Annotated in this window: 14 protein-coding genes and 1 pseudogene; 6 read left to right on the forward strand and 9 right to left on the reverse strand. The window is 63.6% G+C overall.

All coding sequences use genetic code 11. The features are described from left to right. Positions 1 to 277 precede the first annotated feature (277 nt). Positions 278 to 832 carry a 16S rRNA (guanine(966)-N(2))-methyltransferase RsmD gene (gene rsmD, locus AC0L3N_RS32375; protein ID WP_473551654.1) on the reverse strand — a complete coding sequence of 185 codons (555 nt, stop codon included), beginning with the start codon at positions 830 to 832 and terminating at the stop codon, positions 278 to 280. Then, positions 813 to 2,969, reverse strand: coding sequence for a pseudouridine synthase (locus AC0L3N_RS32380; protein ID WP_473551655.1), 2,157 nt, complete (start codon positions 2,967 to 2,969; stop codon positions 813 to 815). Before AC0L3N_RS32380 ends, rsmD begins: the two co-directional genes overlap by 20 nt. Before the next feature lie 176 nt (positions 2,970 to 3,145). Between AC0L3N_RS32380 and AC0L3N_RS32385 the strand changes: the two genes are divergently transcribed. Beyond that, positions 3,146 to 3,598, forward strand: coding sequence for a nucleoside deaminase (locus AC0L3N_RS32385; RefSeq protein ID WP_473551657.1), 453 nt, complete (start codon positions 3,146 to 3,148; stop codon positions 3,596 to 3,598). Positions 3,599 to 3,729: 131 nt separating this feature from the next. On the opposite strand, the gene AC0L3N_RS32390 is transcribed toward AC0L3N_RS32385, so the two are convergent. Continuing rightward, the gene (locus AC0L3N_RS32390; protein ID WP_473551659.1) at positions 3,730 to 4,404 is read right to left on the reverse strand and encodes a hypothetical protein; all 675 of its coding nucleotides are present in this window, start codon (positions 4,402 to 4,404) and stop codon (positions 3,730 to 3,732) included. A gap of 190 nt (positions 4,405 to 4,594) precedes the next feature. After that, on the reverse strand, positions 4,595 to 7,579 hold the full coding sequence (gene ileS / locus AC0L3N_RS32395; protein ID WP_473551660.1) for an isoleucine--tRNA ligase: 2,985 nt from the start codon (positions 7,577 to 7,579) through the stop codon (positions 4,595 to 4,597). Positions 7,580 to 7,637: 58 nt separating this feature from the next. Between ileS and AC0L3N_RS32400 the strand changes: the two genes are divergently transcribed. Then, on the forward strand, positions 7,638 to 7,853 hold the full coding sequence (locus tag AC0L3N_RS32400) for a hypothetical protein (protein ID WP_473551661.1): 216 nt from the start codon (positions 7,638 to 7,640) through the stop codon (positions 7,851 to 7,853). 37 nt (positions 7,854 to 7,890) lie between these two features. On the opposite strand, the pseudogene AC0L3N_RS32405 reads toward AC0L3N_RS32400, so the two are convergent. Next, positions 7,891 to 8,665: pseudogene (locus tag AC0L3N_RS32405) on the reverse strand (MipA/OmpV family protein). Positions 8,666 to 8,872: 207 nt separating this feature from the next. Here AC0L3N_RS32405 and AC0L3N_RS32410 point away from each other — a divergent pair. After that, positions 8,873 to 9,427, forward strand: coding sequence for an HdeD family acid-resistance protein (locus tag AC0L3N_RS32410; protein ID WP_123151613.1), 555 nt, complete (start codon positions 8,873 to 8,875; stop codon positions 9,425 to 9,427). A 58-nt stretch (positions 9,428 to 9,485) separates the two neighbouring features. Here the strand turns inward: AC0L3N_RS32410 and AC0L3N_RS32415 are convergent, their stop codons facing one another. Beyond that, complete coding sequence (locus tag AC0L3N_RS32415) at positions 9,486 to 10,469, reverse strand: bifunctional riboflavin kinase/FAD synthetase (protein WP_473551663.1); 984 nt, start codon at positions 10,467 to 10,469, stop codon at positions 9,486 to 9,488. 9 nt (positions 10,470 to 10,478) lie between these two features. Next, positions 10,479 to 11,339, reverse strand: coding sequence for a TIGR01459 family HAD-type hydrolase (locus AC0L3N_RS32420; RefSeq protein WP_473551664.1), 861 nt, complete (start codon positions 11,337 to 11,339; stop codon positions 10,479 to 10,481). 342 nt (positions 11,340 to 11,681) lie between these two features. Between AC0L3N_RS32420 and AC0L3N_RS32425 the strand changes: the two genes are divergently transcribed. Both AC0L3N_RS32425 and AC0L3N_RS32430 read left to right on the forward strand, forming a co-directional pair. Beyond that, entirely contained in the window at positions 11,682 to 13,643 is a 1,962-nt protein-coding gene (locus AC0L3N_RS32425; protein WP_473551665.1) for a TadE/TadG family type IV pilus assembly protein, read from the forward strand. A gap of 243 nt (positions 13,644 to 13,886) precedes the next feature. Continuing rightward, positions 13,887 to 14,471, forward strand: a complete 585-nt coding sequence (locus AC0L3N_RS32430; protein WP_473489401.1) for a LysE family translocator — start codon at positions 13,887 to 13,889, stop codon at positions 14,469 to 14,471. A 98-nt stretch (positions 14,472 to 14,569) separates the two neighbouring features. Here AC0L3N_RS32430 and AC0L3N_RS32435 read toward each other — a convergent pair whose 3' ends face one another. Both AC0L3N_RS32435 and AC0L3N_RS32440 read right to left on the reverse strand, forming a co-directional pair. After that, positions 14,570 to 15,397: a DUF2189 domain-containing protein gene (locus AC0L3N_RS32435; RefSeq protein WP_473489387.1), complete on the reverse strand. Its 828-nt coding sequence runs from the start codon at positions 15,395 to 15,397 to the stop codon at positions 14,570 to 14,572. Between the two features lie 170 nt (positions 15,398 to 15,567). Then, positions 15,568 to 16,272: a glutathione S-transferase family protein gene (locus AC0L3N_RS32440; RefSeq protein ID WP_473551667.1), complete on the reverse strand. Its 705-nt coding sequence runs from the start codon at positions 16,270 to 16,272 to the stop codon at positions 15,568 to 15,570. Positions 16,273 to 16,385: 113 nt separating this feature from the next. Here AC0L3N_RS32440 and AC0L3N_RS32445 point away from each other — a divergent pair, with 113 nt between their 5' ends. Continuing rightward, complete coding sequence (locus AC0L3N_RS32445) at positions 16,386 to 16,751, forward strand: winged helix-turn-helix transcriptional regulator (protein ID WP_473489385.1); 366 nt, start codon at positions 16,386 to 16,388, stop codon at positions 16,749 to 16,751. Positions 16,752 to 16,986: the final 235 nt, after the last annotated feature.

The following is a 16,986-nucleotide window of genomic DNA, read 5'->3' on the forward strand; positions in this document are numbered from 1 at the left end:
GGCCGCCAAACCGTCGAACAAAGGGATGGCCGCCTTGAAAAGGCCCCTTGACAGCGAAAGCCCCATACAAGGTGGCCGCGAAGCGGCCGGAGAGGGGACTGCGCCGACAAACCGAGGAGGAGCTGACTTGAACGTCTCGAATGGTGGAGGGTCGCACAACCGTCCCCCTCTCCGGCCGCGGAGCCTGTCTTCGGGCTTGCCAAGGCAAGACCCGTGGGCGGCCGCCTCCCTCCCCAATGAAGGATTGGGGGCGAGGAAGCGCCAATCGCCGCCGCGCTCACCCAACCTCGATAAACCGGATGACCGTCTCGCCATAGCTGCGCTCGTCGACAACCGAAAAGCCCGACCCTGCCTCGAACGGCGCCACCGCCGCCTCCTCGACGACGCAGAGCGCGCCGGGGACGAGCCAGCCGCCGGCCTTGGCCGAACGCAAGGCACGCTCGCCCAGGCCCTTGCCATAGGGCGGATCGGCGAACAACAGGCCGAACGCGGCCATCGTGCCCGCCTCGCCCAGCGCCGTCGCGTCGCGTCGGAATATCTTGGTACGCCCGGTGAGGCCGAAGGCTTCGACATTGGTGCGGATCAGGCCGCGCCCTTCCGCTGATTCTTCGATGAAGACGCCATAAGATGCGCCGCGTGACAGCGCCTCGAGGCCGAGCGCGCCGGTGCCGGCGAACAGGTCGAGCACGCGCGCGCCGACCAGCCTATCGGGAAAGCGATGCGCCAGCACGTTGAAGACAGCCTCGCGGGTGCGGTCGGTGGTCGGGCGGATGGCGCTTGAGCGCGGCGTCGCCAGCGGACGCCCGCGAAACTCACCGCCGACGATCCGCATTGCCTCCCCTTGATCCCTTGGGACCACTGCGCGGCCGGTCGCCGCCTTTAGCACCGCCATCCTCGGCACCACGCGGCTTGCCGAACGGCTTTGCGCCTCCGGGTTTTCCACCTCCCGGTTTTCCATGGGCGGGCTTGCCATAAGACGGCTTGAACGAGGCCTTGCGTTCCTTGGCTTCGGCCGCCTTGGCGGCATCAGCGTCCGCCCTGCCCTTGCCGATCGGCCGCGCGCCCGGCGCCATCCAGACATTGGCCTTGCGCTGGCCCGGCGGCTCGATCGGGCGCTGCTCGCGTTCGGACTTTTTCCCGCCGCCCGGTTTGCCGCCAAAGCCGCCCGGCCCGCTACGTTCAGATTTGGGGCCGCGATCGCCAAAGCCGCCGCGTTCGGGGCCGCTGCGTTCAGATTTGGGGCGCTCACCAAAGCTCTTTTCCGGCCCAAAGCTTCCGCCGGGACTTGTCGACAGCTTGCCCAGCGCCTCGTCGCGGCTGCCTTCGCGGCGTTTGCGGTTCTTGATCAGCCCGCCTTCGCCGATCGGACGGCGTTCGCCGTCGCGGGTGAATTTCGGCCGCTCCGGTTCCTCTTCCTGCACCGCTTCGCGCCGCACCGGCCTGTTAGAAAACGGCTTGGTGATCTCAGCGTCGAAATTGGCGCCGGACTCCTCGACCAGGCGTTCGCCGAGCTGGTCGCGCAGCACGCGGCCCTTGATCTCCAGCACATGGCCCTCGGGCAGGTCGTCGAGCTGGAACGGCCCGTAGGAAATGCGGATCAGCCGCGTCACGTCGAGACCAAGCGAGCCCAGTATATTCCTGACCTCGCGGTTCTTGCCTTCGCGCAGGCCGAGCGTCAGCCAGGCGTTGGTGCCTTGCTCGCGGTCGAGCGTCGCCTCGATGGCGCCGTAGAAGACGCCGTCGACGGCAATGCCTTCGCGCAAGCCGGCGAGCGCACTTTCCTCGACCTTGCCGTGGACGCGCACGCGGTAGCGCCTGAGCCAGCCGGTCGCCGGCAGTTCGAGCACACGCGCCAGCCCACCATCATTGGTGAGCAGCAGCAGGCCTTCGGTGTTGATGTCGAGCCGGCCGATGGTCATCAGCCGCGGCAGGTCGGCCGGCAGCACGTCGAAGACGGTCTTGCGGCCCTCGGGATCACGGTTGGTGGTGACAACGCCGGCCGGCTTGTGGAACAGGAACAGCCGGGTGCGCTCGATCGGCGGGATCTCCATGCCGTCGAGATGGATGATGTCGCCGGGCATCACATTGAAGGCGGGCGAGGACAGCACCCTTCCATTGACCTTGACGCGGCCGGCCGCGATCAGTTCCTCGGCATCGCGGCGCGAGGCAAGGCCGGCGCGGGCCAGCCGCTTAGCGATGCGCTCGCCTGGCTCTTCCGTCGCTTCGGCCGGACGTGGGCGCGGCTTGAAGCCGCCGCCCGATGCCCCTTGGGCAGCGCCAAAATCGCGCTTGGGCCGATCGCCGAAGTCGTGCTTGGGACGGTCGAAGCGCGTTTCTCTGCGCTCGCCTTCGGCAGCCGCCGGCCGGTTGCCGCGCGGCGCGTAGGGCTTGCGCGGACCTTCGCGCTTCTCATAAGGCTTGCCTTCCGGACGCGGCCCTTTGCTGAACGGCCTGTCGCCGGCCTTGAAGTCGCGCTTCGGCCGCTCGCCGTCGGCTGCCATCGGCCGGTCGCCGCGTGGCGCATAGGGTTTTCGAGGCCCCTCGCGCTTTTCATAAGGCTTGCCTTCAGGGCGCGGCCCCTTGCTGAACGGCCGGTCGCCACTCTTGAAGTCGCGCTTCGGCCGCTCGCCGTCAGCCGCCATCGGGCGGTCGCCGCGCGGGGCGTATGGCTTGCGCGGCCCCTCACGCTTTTCATAGGGCCTGCCTTCAGGGCGCGGCGCCTTGCTGATCGGCCGGTCGCCGCTTTTGAAGTCACGCTTCGGCCGCTCGCCGTCAGCCGCCATCGGGCGGTCGCCACGCGGCGCGTAAGGTTTTTTCGCGCCGAAGGACGGCTTGCCGCCCTTGCCGGCAGCGGCATCGCGACCACGCGGGCCCAACGGTTTCGGGCCGTTCTTGCCCGGGCCGTTCTTGCGCGGGCCGTTCTTGCGCGGGCCCTTTTGGCGCGGGAATTTCTTGTCTTTGTCGTCCATGTGGCTTTTGCTCGTTTGCACTACAGCGCCGCGCGTCCGTACGGACGCGCAAAGGACGCTGTAGGACTTTGATTTGGCGCATGATCCCTTCCGAAACCGATTCCGGTTTTCGGGGTCATGCGCTAGATAACAGGATCACGCCGGAGTAGCGAGGAGATAATAGGAATGGAAACCGCTTGAAGCGGCCGGATTTCATGGCGCTGGCGCTCAAGGAGGCCGAAGCCGCCGCCCGGCGTGGCGAAGTGCCGATCGGCGCGGTCATCGCCACCGGCGATACGGTCGTTGCCAGTGCCGGCAACCGCACCCGCGAGCTTTCCGACCCCACCGCCCATGCCGAGATGCTGGCGATCCGCGAGGCCTGCCGCAAGCTGTCGAGCGAGCGGCTCACCGGCCACGATCTCTATGTGACGCTGGAGCCCTGCGCCATGTGCGCCGGCGCCATTTCCTTCGCCAGGCTGCGCCGGCTTTATTTCGGCGCCGCCGACGAGAAGGGCGGCGCGGTGGTCAACGGCGTGCGCTTCTTCGCCTCACCGACCTGCCACCATCTGCCAGATATCTATCCAGGCATGGCCGAAAGCGACGCGGCGCTGCTTCTGAAGGATTTTTTCAGAGATCGACGCGAACCGTAGCGTCGCCAGCTTTCCCTAAAGCGCGTCGTGTTAGACCGGCCTCATGCGACGCGCTTTAGGTTGCTGTTTATGCATGTCGTTATCGCAAAACCGCTTCACAGTTTTATGCGACATGCATTAGCGCCGGCAGCTTACCACGGCAGCCAGTCGAACATGCCGCTCTTGTTCTTGGCGGCCGCTTCCTTCTTGAGGCGGCGTTCTTTCTTGTATTCGTCCTCGCCGATGTCGTCCACCGGCGCGGTCGCGGCAGCGGCGCGGTATTGCACCGGCGGCTCGCTCAAATATTTGCGGGTGTTCGGGTCACCCTGCTTGCCTTCGGCGAGGCGGCGCTTGACCTCGGCGGCGCGGCCCTTGTCCGAATCCGCCGGAGTCCAGGCCGGCGGATGACTGGAAGCCGACTGCGCCATCGCAGCCTTGATCGCCGACGGATCCGTCTGGAAGTCATCGACAATCTGCGCCTGGTAGGACGGATCGTCCTGATTGAGCGTGGCCTCGGCACGCAGGCGAGCGCGGCGTTGCTCGGGCGATTCCGGCCAATCGGCGCTTGCCGTCGCGATGCTGTCCTGCGGCGGCGGCAATTCCTTCTGTCCCGGCGCCGGCTTCACCAGTTCGGGGCGCGGCTTGTAGTCGATCTTTTCCTTGTTCTTCGGCATGACTGAAAAAGCGCTGGTGAGATCGCCGGCAAGCTGGGCGGAGGCGGTCTTGTCGGTCCCGTAGGTCGGCGAGCCCATGCAGCCGGAAAGGGCCAAGCCGGATACGACAAGCGGCGCCAGCAGCGCAACGCGCGCGCAAGTTCTTTCGGTCATGCCAAAAAGTCCCACTCTAGACAGCCTCTCGATCGCCACCGGCCAAAGGACGGTTCCCATCGCCTATGCTCTTCCGACGGAAATCCGGCGACAATTTGTCGTCCGGAGTTTCGCGTGTTTACCTCAACCACCCGTTAAGGGCAACGAGCGGGGGCCGATCAGCCGCCCGCCGTGGCATTTGTGCACCGCCTTATATACGACCAAGCGCCTTCAATTCATGCAGAACCGCTGCGTCCCGCGCCGAAACGTCGGGGAATTCCCTGTCCTGCCCGACATCGGCCGTGTAGCGCCATGAGCGCGCGCATTTGACCAGGCCACGGTCCTCGGCCTTCTCGACCACCACGGCGACGCCCTTGACGTCGTCCAGCGTGAAGGCACCAGAAGGCGCGTCGCCATGCGCAATGACCAGATCGCTGGTGATCGCCATTTCGGCCATGTCGACGTCTGATATCGCTGCTTCGAGCGCCGCATCGTCGAGCGTGACGACCGGCACCGCTTCCAGCGACGAGCCGATGACCTTCTGGGCACGTGCGATCTCCAGCGCCCCAGTGACGACACGGCGGACCTGGCGCACCTTGCGCCACTTTTCCGCCAGCACCTCGTTCTTCCAGTCGGCCGGGATTTGCGGGAACTGGTCGAGATGCACCGAGACGGCGTCCGGATGACGGTCGAGCCAGGCCTCCTCCATGGTGAAGGGCAGCATCGGCGCCAGCCATTTCACCAGGCAGTCGAACAGATGGCGCACCACCTGCACGGACGCCTTGCGCTTCACGCTGGAGGGCGCTTCGCAGTAGAGCGCATCCTTGCGGATGTCGAAATAGAAGGCCGACAGTTCGACCACCATGAAGTCGAGCAGCGTGCGGGTGATGCGCTTGAACTCGAAGGCGTCATAGCCGGCGCGCACGACTTCATCGAGTTCGGAGAGCCGATGCAGCATCAGCCGCTCCAGCTCCGGCATCTTATCCTGCGGCACTTCCTCGCCATCGTCATGGGCAAGCGTGCCCAGCATCCAGCGGATGGTGTTGCGCAACTTGCGGTAGGCGTCGATGTTGGTCTGCAGCACGTTCTTGCCGAGCCGCTGGTCTTCCCAGTAGTCGGTCGTCACCACCCATAGCCGCAGGATATCGGCGCCCGACTGCTTGATGACGTCCTGCGGCACGACTGTATTGCCGAGCGACTTCGACATTTTCCGCCCCTCCTCGTCCATGGTGAAACCATGGGTAACGACGGTGTCGTAAGGCGCCCTGCCCCTGGTGCCGCAGCTTTCGAGCAGCGAGGAGTGGAACCAGCCGCGATGCTGGTCGGAACCTTCGAGGTAAAGGTCGGCCGGCCATTTCAGGTCCGGGCGATCCTCGAGAGTGAAGACATGGCTCGAGCCGGAATCGAACCAGACATCGAGGATGTCCATCACCTGCTGCCATTTCGAGGCATCGTGGTTGCCGAGGAAACGCTCCTTGGCGCCGGCCGCGAACCATGCGTCGGCGCCCTCCTTCTCGAAGGCGTCCACGATGCGCTGGTTGACCGCCTCGTCGTTCAGCACATTGCCGTCGGCATCGGCGAAGACCGCGATCGGCACGCCCCAGGCGCGCTGGCGCGACAGCACCCAATCGGGACGCTCCTCGATCATGGCGCGAATGCGGTTCTGGCCGGCGGCCGGCACGAAGCGGGTGTCGTCGATGGCCTTCAAGGCACGGCTGCGCAGCGTCGTGCCGTCGCCCAGATCCTTGTCCATATAGACGAACCATTGCGGCGTGTTGCGGAAGATGATCGGCTTCTTCGACCGCCACGAATGCGGATAGGAATGCTTCAACCGGCCGCGCGCGAACAGTGCGTTGCGCTTGATCAGCTCGTCGATGACCGCCTGGTTGGCATCGCCCTTCTTGCCGTTGTCGTCGATGACGCGCGCCGCTCCGCCCTCGCGGTCCGCGCCGAAGCCCGGCGCGTCCTTGGTGAAGAAGCCGGCATCGTCGACAGGAAACGGGATCGCCGTGTCGATGCCGCGTTGGCGCAGTTCCGATGCAGCGTCCGTCCAGGCGTCGAAGTCCTCGCGGCCGTGGCTAGGCGAGGTGTGAACGAAGCCGGTGCCGGCATCGTCGGTGACGTGGTCGCCGGCGAGCATCGGCACGGGGAATTCGTAGCCGCCGTTCAAACCGTTGAAGGGATGAGAAAGCGTAAGGCTTCCAAGCTCTTCGGCCGAAACGTTACGGAGACGATTCATCGTCACTTTGGCTTTGACCGCAGCCTCTTCGGCCAGCGCGTCGGCAAAGATCAGCTTTTCGCCAGGTTGCGGGCCGAAAGCATTCTCTGCTGCCGTGACCTCGTAGAGGCCATAGTTGATGCGGGGCGAATAGTTCACGGCGCGGTTGCCGGGGATGGTCCACGGCGTGGTCGTCCAGATGACGACGTGGGCCTCCAGCAAGTCCAGTGACGTCTGCGTCAGCTTTGGATCCAAGGCTGGTTGCCCATCTTCGACGCTGGTGACTTGCCGGGCAAGGCTGACAACCGGAAACTTCGCCCAGATCGTGTCGCTCTCATAGTCCTGGTATTCGACTTCGGCTTCAGCCAGCGCGGTGCGCTCGACAACGCTCCACATCACCGGCTTGGAGCCGCGATAGAGTTGGCCGGACATGGCGAATTTCAACAGTTCGCCGGCGATGCGCGCCTCGGCGTGGAACGCCATCGTCGTATAGGGATTGTCGAAGTCGCCGACGACAGCCAGCCGCTGGAATTCTGCGCCCTGCACCTTGATCCAGTGCGCGGCGAACTCGCGGCATTCCTTACGGAACTCGTTGACCGGGACCTCGTCCTTGTTCTTGCCCTTGGCGCGGTATTGCTCCTCGATTTTCCATTCGATCGGCAGGCCGTGACAATCCCAGCCGGGCACGTAGTTCGAGTCATAACCGCGCATCTGGAACGAGCGCGTGATGACGTCCTTGAGGATCTTGTTCAGCGCATGGCCGATATGGATGTTGCCATTGGCGTAGGGCGGGCCGTCATGCAGCACGTATTTTTCGCGGCCGGCGGCGTTGTCGCGTAGCTTGCGGTAAAGATCCATGTCCTGCCAGCGCTTGACCAGCAGCGGCTCCTTCTCGGGCAAGCCGGCGCGCATCGGGAAATCCGTCTGCGGCAGATAGAGCGTTTTGGAATAGTCGATCGTTTCAACAGTGTCGGTCATTGGGGTATCGGTCATTGGTCTGCCATATGCATTGCCCGGCGGCAAAGGAGCCCGGGCGTTGAACTATCATGATCTGGAAAAAGCGCGAGAGGCCGCGCGCAAAATTCCCGGCGGCTCCGGCGGCGCTCAAGCCGCCCGAAACACCGGGCCTGTAATTCGTATCGTCAGCGCGAAAAGGCGCGAAAAGCTCGTCATGGCTGGGCTTTTAACCGAGACAGCCGATATTGAAAAGCCCGAACTCTCGGTGCCTTCCTTGCAGCTTGTGACGTCATAAGATATCCGGCAGATACGCGATTGCCGGGCCAAGGCACTCAAATCGAGAAATCGAAGCGATAGGTCGTCGACACGCCGATCATGAACTGATCGCTTGAGCCGCGCTCCTTGACTAGGCTGGAATCGGCTGCCGGGCCCATCAGGCGCGAATATTCGCCGAACAGGCTGGCCGTCATCGGCTCGGTCACTTTCCAGGTCACCGCGCCGCCGAGGCCCGCCGACTTCACGCCGCCACCCGGACGGTATTGGCTGAGGCCCGAAGCCAGGGCTTCGTCGGCGTTGACGCCGTAATAGGCGTCGAAATAGTCCGACGAGGCGAACGAAACGCGCGGCCCGCCCGAAATTCTGACGTCCGGCGTCACATCATAGAAGGCGTCGGCCGTGCCGCAATTCGGCGCGGGCGCGCAACCAGTCAAAAGGATAGAATTCGAAGAAGCCGCCGGCCTCGCCACCCCAGCGCACCGGGTCGAGGCCTTCCAGCTCGTCGGCGTCGTCGCCATCACGCGAAAACAGCAATTTTCCGGTCAGGCCGGCGCGGAGGCCGCCGTCGTCGATCAACCCCAGCGAAATGTTGTCGTTGCGCGAGGTGAAGCGGGCCGCAGGACCGGCCTTGCCGAGCGAGATGATCGGCGAGGCGCTGAGCAGGTACTTCTTGCCGCCCTCGAAGTTCGGGGCGACCATGCCGGTGGCGCCGACCGTCAAATACCAGTCGCCGGACAACCAGCCCGAGGCGCCCTCGCCGGCTTCGGCGGCACCGGGCGCGCCCAGCATGAAGCTGGCCAAGACCACCTGAAACACCCTGACAGAACGCATCGTCACTCCATACGCACGAAACACCGGCGGGAACAACCAGCCTGGCCAAGAGCCATGGCGCCGGTTCAGTAAACTTTGATTTAAATTCGAAACGCTGCCTCGCTTTTTTGGCGTGCGTCCGGCGCGTGCTGCTCGCTGGACGAGCAAGGCCTTCGGCGCTACCCTCCAAATTTGGCAAGTTGCCAGGCGACGATGGAGATGGCGGCAATGACCCTGCAGGGCGATGCTTTAAAGGATGCAATCGGTCAGACGCGGGCGAAATGGGGATGGTTCGTCGGGCTCGGCGTGCTGCTGCTGATCCTCGGCGGCATCGCCTTCGGCAATCTGTTCATCGCCACGGTCGCCTCGGTCTACGTCGTCGGCTGGCTGATGCTGATGGCCGGTGTCATCGAGATCATGCATGCCTTCGGTGTGAAGACTTGGAGCCGGTTCTTCTATTGGCTGCTCAGCGGTCTTCTCTATGCCGTCGCCGGGTTCTTCGCCTTCTACAATCCGCTGCTGGCCTCGGCGGTGCTGACCTTCCTGCTGGCGGTCGCCCTTCTCGCTTCAGGCGTGCTCAGGGCCTGGGTCGGGTACAAGCACAGACCGGAAAAAGGCTGGGGCTGGCTGGTGGCGGCCGGCATCATCAGCGCGCTGGCAGGCCTGGTCATCGCCATGGGCTGGCCAGTCAACAGCGTATGGGTGCTGGGGCTGTTTCTCGCCGTCGACCTGATCTTCCAGGGCTGGGCCTTCATTGCGGTCGGCCTGGCGCTGAAAAAATAGGTCGTTGTTTTAGCATGATCTTGTCCGAAAACCGGTTCCCACTTTTCGGGATCATGCTTTAGAAAGCAATGGCCGCGTCGAGCTCGGAAAGCGGCCTGACGCCGGCAAGCAGCGCCCTCGCCTCGACCTCGTCGCGTTTCATCTGCGCGACCAGCGCGTCGAGCCCGTCGAACTTCACCTCGGCGCGCAGGAAACCAAAGAAGGACACCGCGCATATCTCGCCGTAGAGATCGCTGGAAAAATCGAAAACGAAAGTTTCCAGAAGCGGCGCGCCGTTGTCATCGACGGTCGGGCGGCGACCGAAGCTGGCAACACCATCATGAAGCGTACCGTCGGCGCGACGGAAGCGGACGGCATAAATCCCTTCCTTCAGAGTGGCTTCCGGCGAAAGCCTCATATTGGCGGTTGGAAAGCCGAGCGTCCGGCCAAGCTGCTGGCCGCCGATCACCTCGCTTTCGACCGTGAAGCGGTAGCCGAGCAGGCCGGCCGCCTCGCCCACCGTGCCTTCGCATAGCAGCGCGCGGATCCGGCTCGACGACACCACCTCGGCGCCCTCGTCGCGAAACGCGTCAACCAGGGTGACGCCGAAGCCGTGGCGTTCGCCGGCCGCCATCAGATAGGCCGGGCCGCCTTGCCTGTCCTTGCCGAAGTGGAAGTCGAAGCCGGTCACGGCGTGAATGATGCCGAGATTCCTGTCCAGCACGTCGGTCACGAACGCTTCCGCCGACAGTGCGGCGAAGTCGCGCGTGAACGGCTGTTCGACGAGTGCGGCAAAGCCTAGATACGACAACAACCGTGCCTTCATCGGCGGCGGCGTCAGCACGAACAGCGGTATCTCAGGCCGGAACACCTTTCTCGGATGCGGCTCGAAGGTCAGCACCAGAGCCGGCACGCCGCGCCGGCAGGCCTCGGCAAGCGCGCGCTCGAGCACCGCCTGGTGGCCGCGGTGCACACCGTCGAAATTGCCGATCGCCACCACGCCACCACGCAAATGGGCCGGCAGCGGCGAGATTGCAGAAACGCGTTCGAAGGCTTCCGTCATCGAGCGACCCTACTGCAGTCTCGGAATGACCGCGACCGGCCAGTAGCCGTGCCTTTCCAGAAAGGCAATTAGCCTGGCCGGATCCGGTTGTAGCGTATCACCGTAGTCGCGGGCATGGATGCCGCCCGACACGTAGAGCACGTCGAAGCCGTTGTCGGCAGCACCCTTGATGTCGGTCATCATGCCGTCGCCGATGGCCAGCACGTCCGCGCGCTCCACCGGGTGGCCGAGCAAGTCGGCGATCTCCTTCATCGCGACGTCATAGACCGGGGCATATGGTTTTCCGGCGATCAGCGTCCGCCCGCCGAGTTGGGCATAGTCGCGAGCCAAGGCCCCGGCGCACCAGATCATCCGCTCGCCGCGCTCGACCACGATGTCGGGATTGGCGCAGATGAAGGGCAGGTTCCTGGCACGTAGCCGCCGCAGAAGATCGGCGTAGTCTTCCGGCTTCTCGACCTCGTCGTCGAACAGCCCGGTGCAGACCACGCCGGATGCCTCGAACTCCTCGACCAGTTCGACATCAAGCCCGTCATAGAGCGTGAAATCGCGATCGGCGCCGATATGGAAGATCCTTCGCGGGCCCTCGATGATCAGGTCGCGGGTCACATCGCCGGAGGTGACGACGCGGTCGTAGGCCTCCGAGGGAACGCCGATCGCATTCATCTGCGCCACCACATCGGCGCTGCGGCGTGGCGAATTGGTAATCAGCACCACAGGTATCTTCGCCTCGCGTGCGGTCGCCAGCGCCAGAGCCGCGGCCGGGAAATGCCGTTCGCCATTGTGGACCACGCCCCAGACATCGCAAAGAATGGCAGAATAGGCTGCCGACAAATCCGCGAGCGAGCCGATGATATCGGGCGAATCCGCCATATCGTTTCCCAGGTCATGATGGTTGCGAGCGCCGCCGCCGACGATCCGCAGCGACCGGACCGCATTAACCGAAGCTCTTGACCCTGTCACCAGCTTTCGCCGCGTTCAGCATCGCCGCCCCGAAATGAAGGCATGATCGCACGGCACAAAAATTCTCGTTTTCCAGAGCTTTACGGAGGCTCCGCGCCGGTCCAAATCGCAGGCCATGTTGCCGCCATCGGCGGCGTGGTTAACGAGCTTTGAAAAAGTGTGCCGATCTTGGACGAATTTTAGCAATCTGAAATTTAAGGATTGGTGGCATCGCTTCGCCGACAAAGGGGTTCTGGCGGGGTGCTGAAGGCAATGATCCGAAAATTCGGTAGGGACCGGCGTGGCAACTATACGCTGATGACGGTCATCACCATGGTGCCGCTCATGGGCGGCGTGGCGCTCAGCGTCGACTACTCGGAACTGCTCCGCCAGAAGCACGCTGCGTTGAACGCGCTGGACGCCGCCGGTCTCGCCACCGCTCACCAGATCGTCTCCGGCGCAAGCGACGACGCCGCCAAGGCCTATGCCAAGACTTTCTTCGAAGCCAATCTCGGCCCCGTCGATCCGGCCAATACGTTGCTTACCGTCACCCTCCCCAACAACAATGCGGGTGGCGGCACGTTGAAGCTCTGCAGCGCCCTGACGTACCACCCCTATTTTCTGCCGGCCGCCGCCATGCTGATGGGCGGCGGGACCACCAGCGATACAACCTTCACCGCGTGCTCGGAAATCCGCCTCAAGAACACGCTGGAAGTAGCCCTTGTGCTCGATAATTCCGGCTCGATGAATAATCTGGGTTCCGGCACCGGCCAGATGCGGATTGATCTGCTGAAGACTGCCGCCAAGCAGCTTGTCGATACGTTGGCGCTGCAGGCACAGCAGATGAAGCAGGTCAGCAAACCGGTGCAGTTCTCCCTCGTGCCGTTCGCGGCTTCGGTCAATGTCGGTCCCACCCGTGACCAGGATGGCTGGATGGACCAGGACGGCATCTCCCCGATCCAGCACGAGGACTTCGACTGGACGACGATGACCCCCGCCAACGATCCAGACAAATACGCTGAGAAGCTCAACGGCGTCTGGTACAAGCGCGGCGCCGGCTGGGGTGACAGCGAGGATCAACCACTGACCCGCTTCAGCCTTTACGCCGACATCACGGTCGAGTCTGGCCGCGAAGAAGTGCCTAACACGAAACAGTATATCTGCGACACCTATAACAAAAAAGGCAACTGCAGCAGCGGCCACTGGACCACCCCGGAATATATCTACACCACCAGCCGCTATGCGAGTTGGCAGGGTTGCGTCGAGGCGAGGCCATACCCGTATAATAACGACGACACGACGCCGAACACCGCCACGCCTGCCACGCTGTTCGTGCCGATGTTCGCACCGGACGAGGCTGGCACCCTCTGGCTCGATTTCAACCGCGACGGTGTCAACGACGTCGACATCACGTCGTATAATTACGGCAACAACTGGTGGGCCGACTGGCCCTATTTCACCGACCTCCCAACCGCTTCGCAGCGGCAGTCGGACATGCGCAAGTATTTCCTGGTCAAGCCTTACGGTTCGAAGTCGGCTGCCTCGGGCGACGGCCCGAATTCGTCCTGCACGACCAACCCGATCACGCCACTCAAAGACGTCAGCCAGATTGCCCAGAAGGAGGAGATCAAGGACGCCATCGACGCCATGGCGCCGAACGGCAACACCAACGTGCCGGAAGGCCTTGCCTGGGGCTGGCGGACGGTATCGAGCAACGAACCTTTCACCGAGGGCCGGCCGAACACCGAAAGGGGCAACGACAAAGTGGTCATCGTGCTGACCGACGGCGCCAATACCTACAGCGCCGTCAGCGACAGCCTCTATGCCAGTAACAGGTCGACCTACGCCGCTTACGGTTACACCGGCCTGACATATCCGGGGTCTGGAAGCGTGACGCGCCTGTTCATGAACACCAGCACCGACATCGGCAAGACCACCTATACCGGCGCCAACTACACCGCCGCGCTGGACGAGCAGATGCAGACCCTTTGCGCCAACGCGAAGAATTCGAACATTCTCGTCATGACCGTCGCGCTCGACCTGTCGACCACCGATGCCGGCGACAAGAAAGCACTCGACGCGCTGAAGGCATGCTCGTCGGACTCGCGCTTCCGCATGGATCCCACCGATCCGACCAAACCGGCCAAGCTGTTCTGGAACGCGACCGGGGCGACGCTGTCGGACAATTTCAAGGAAATCGCCAACGAATTGTCGAACCTGCGCATCGTCGGCTGAACGCGATGGGGCTGGCGACTTAAGCGAGAGGCTGGCGGGACAGCACCCCCTCCGGCCTGCCGGCCAGAGGGGGTGCGAAGGAACGCGACCCAGCGTGTGTTCGGCAATTTCGTCTGGCGCAACGGCTGAATCCGCCAAGCCCTTGCGCGTCGTTGTCCGACGAGGCACACATGCGCACTTCCCGGAGATGCGCCCGTGCCCGACGCCGCCAACCATCTCGCCTTCGCGCTGGTCTGCCTCGGCATGGTGCTGACGCCCGGCCCGAACATGATCTATTTGATCTCGCGGTCGCTGTCACAGGGACCGAAGGCCGGCCTGATCTCGCTCGGCGGCGTGGCGCTCGGCTTTGTCTTCTACGTGTTGTCGGCGGCATTCGGCATCACCGCGCTGCTGCTTGCCGTGCCTTACGCCTATGATGCGTTGCGTTTGGCCGGCGCGCTCTACCTCTTGTGGCTTGCGTGGCAAGCAGTGAGGCCAGGCGGACGCTCGCCATTCCAGGTCCGGGAACTGCCGAAGGACAGGCCGCGCAAATTGTTCGCCATGGGCCTGATGACCAATCTGCTCAACCCGAAGGTGGCGGTGCTCTACCTGTCGCTGCTGCCGCAGTTCATCAACCCCGGCAAGGGCCACGTGCTGTCGCAGCTTCTGGTGCTCGGCACCACGCAGATCGCGATCAGCCTCACCGTCAACGCGATCATCGCGGTTACGGCCGGCTCGATCGCCGTTTTCCTCGCCGGCCGGCCGCTATGGCTGGTGATCCAGCGCTGGATGATGGGCACGGTGCTGACCGCACTGGCCCTGAAGATGGCGACCGACGCGCAGCGTTAACTAAAGCGTCGAAACCCAGAAGTGGGTACCGGTTTTGGTTCCGATGCTCAGACAAAAGATAGAGCGGCGGCACGATCGACTTGAAAGTCCGCCGCTAGCTACATCGGCCGCCGGTCCTGCTGCGCCCGCTCCGGTTCGACCACCTTGCGATAGAGATGCCACGTCGCATGGCCAAGCACAGGCATGACGACGGCGAGCCCGGCAAACAGCGGGATCGAGCCGATGACCAGCAGCACGGCGACCATCAGGCCCCACAGCGCCAACTGCAGCGGGTTTGTCATCACCGCCCGTGCCGAGGTCTCGATTGCCGAGACTGCGCCGACATCGCGGTCGAGCAGCAGCGGGAACGCGACGACGGTCGTCGCCAGCACGATCGCGGCGAAGACGAAGCCGGCCGCATTGCCGAGCAGGATCAGCGTCCAGCCTTTTGGCGTTGTCAGCACCTCGCGCACAAAGCCGCCGATCGAGGCCGGCGGCTGATTGCCGAACAGGCCGGTATAGATCGATTGCGCAGTGTACAGCCAGAGCAGGAACAGTGCTACCAGCATAGCGCCGATGACCGCGATCGCCGGCAGCGCCGGCGAGTGGCGCACGTCGAGCGCGTGCCACCAGGACGTGTCCATGCCGAGTTCGCGGCGGCGGCTGATCTCGTAGAGACCGATCGCGGCGAAGGGTCCAAGCAGGGCGAAGCCGGACATCAGCGGATAGAGCAGCTGGATGGCGTTGGAGCCGGATGTCGTCCACCGCGCCAGGATCAATCCGACCACCGGATAGATCAGGCACAGGAACACGTAATGCGATGGCTTAGCCCAGAAATCCTCGACGCCGAGCCGCAGCGCATCCATCAGGTCCGCCGTGGTGATGCGGCGCACCGTGGGCTGCACGTGCATTCCACGCGCGTCCGACATGACATGAAAGCTGGCCATAACCATTCTCCCGTATCCGGGGGCGGCCACCGCCAGGATGGCCGCCCGTAGCTGCCACTTCAAGAACGCTGGCATGATAGCCGAATTTGATGTGCTTGTCGCGAATCGGGTGGTGTTGGAGCGAGTGCGGCGCGGCACAGGGCGTGTTCGTGCCGCGCGCTGAAAAGAGGCTAGGCACCAAATCGTTCAATGACCTCGGCCAGCGGAATGTGGCCAAGACAGGCACCCGAACCCGCCGGCTTTTCGCCATCCTCGATGGCCTGCGCATATCGCACGTCCGGATCGCTTTCGATCCGGCGGCGCAGCGCCGCCAGCTTGGGATAGGCGGCGCCGTCGACCGCCTTGTGGAATTCTGCCCAGCGTGCCACGCCGATCAGCGTGGTATCCGCCAGCGTCAGGTGATCGCCGACCAGAAAGGCGGTGTCGACGATCATCGCCTCAAGCTGGTCATGGCGGTTGGTAACGGCCTTGCGGCCAAAATCACGCAAGGTCGCCAGCAGGGCCGCTTCGGCCGATTCCATTTCATATGCAGCCCAGAGCGGGGTGAAAGCGGCGGTGAAACCGGTGTTCACGAAAGCCATCAACTGATGTATCCGGTCGGCTTCCGGCGAGCGAGGGTCGAAGCTGACACGACGTTGCGTGTCGCGGGCTTCGAGCCACGCGGCAATCGCCATGGTCTCGGTGAGCACCCTGCCCTCGTCCGTGATCAATACCGGCGTTTCCTGACGGCCGTTGATGCTGGCATAGGCGTCGTTCTTCATTTCGGTGAGCATGTCGACGCGACACAGGCGGTAGGGCTGTCCGACGCGTTCAAAAGCAGCGACGAGCCCCATCGAACTTCCTGCCGGGAAGCCGTAAAGGAGGATAGGTTCCATTTCTTTGTCTCTTCCATGTTTAGGGATCACGCTGCGCAGCGAAGCTTGACCCTAAACGCTGGTCGTCCCATGTAAATTACGCACTATTCTGTAACCACCACGGGGTGCCGCCCATGAAAGATGTCGTCTCAAGCTGCCCGATCGAAGAGGCCATGCGTGTGCTCAGCGGTCGCTGGCCTACCTTGCTGCTCTACTATCTCAAGGACGGGACTAAGCGCTTCAGCGATTTGAGGCGTGACAACCCGACCGTGTCGCACCGCATTCTGGCGCTGGAACTGCGCAAGCTGGAAGAAGCCGGGATTGTGCGGCGAACGGCGCATGCCGGCTATCCGCTGCGCGTGGACTACGACCTCACAGCGCGCGGCCTCAAGCTTGTGCCGCTCATCGACGCCCTGGGCGACTGGTGGGAAGATACCGAGGACGAACGGGCCGGCCGGGTCTCATCGACGCCGGAAACAAGTCTGGACACAGCGGCCTAGCCAAGGGTGAAAACCTGACGCTTGCAACCATAGGCTGTGAAACCGCTTTGGGTGGGATTTTGGCGTCCCGGCCGAATATCGGAATGCACGGGTAGCACCAGAAGCCGTCATTGCCGTGCAGATACTCTAACGTCGCGTTCTGGGCCGACAGCGGGGCGTGAGGAAGTTCACCTCAAATTGCTCTTCGGAAACAGCACGCGATCGGGTTTTGCATTCATTCGCGCCAGCATTTCCT

This window comes from Mesorhizobium sp. WSM4807 (assembly GCF_055811615.1).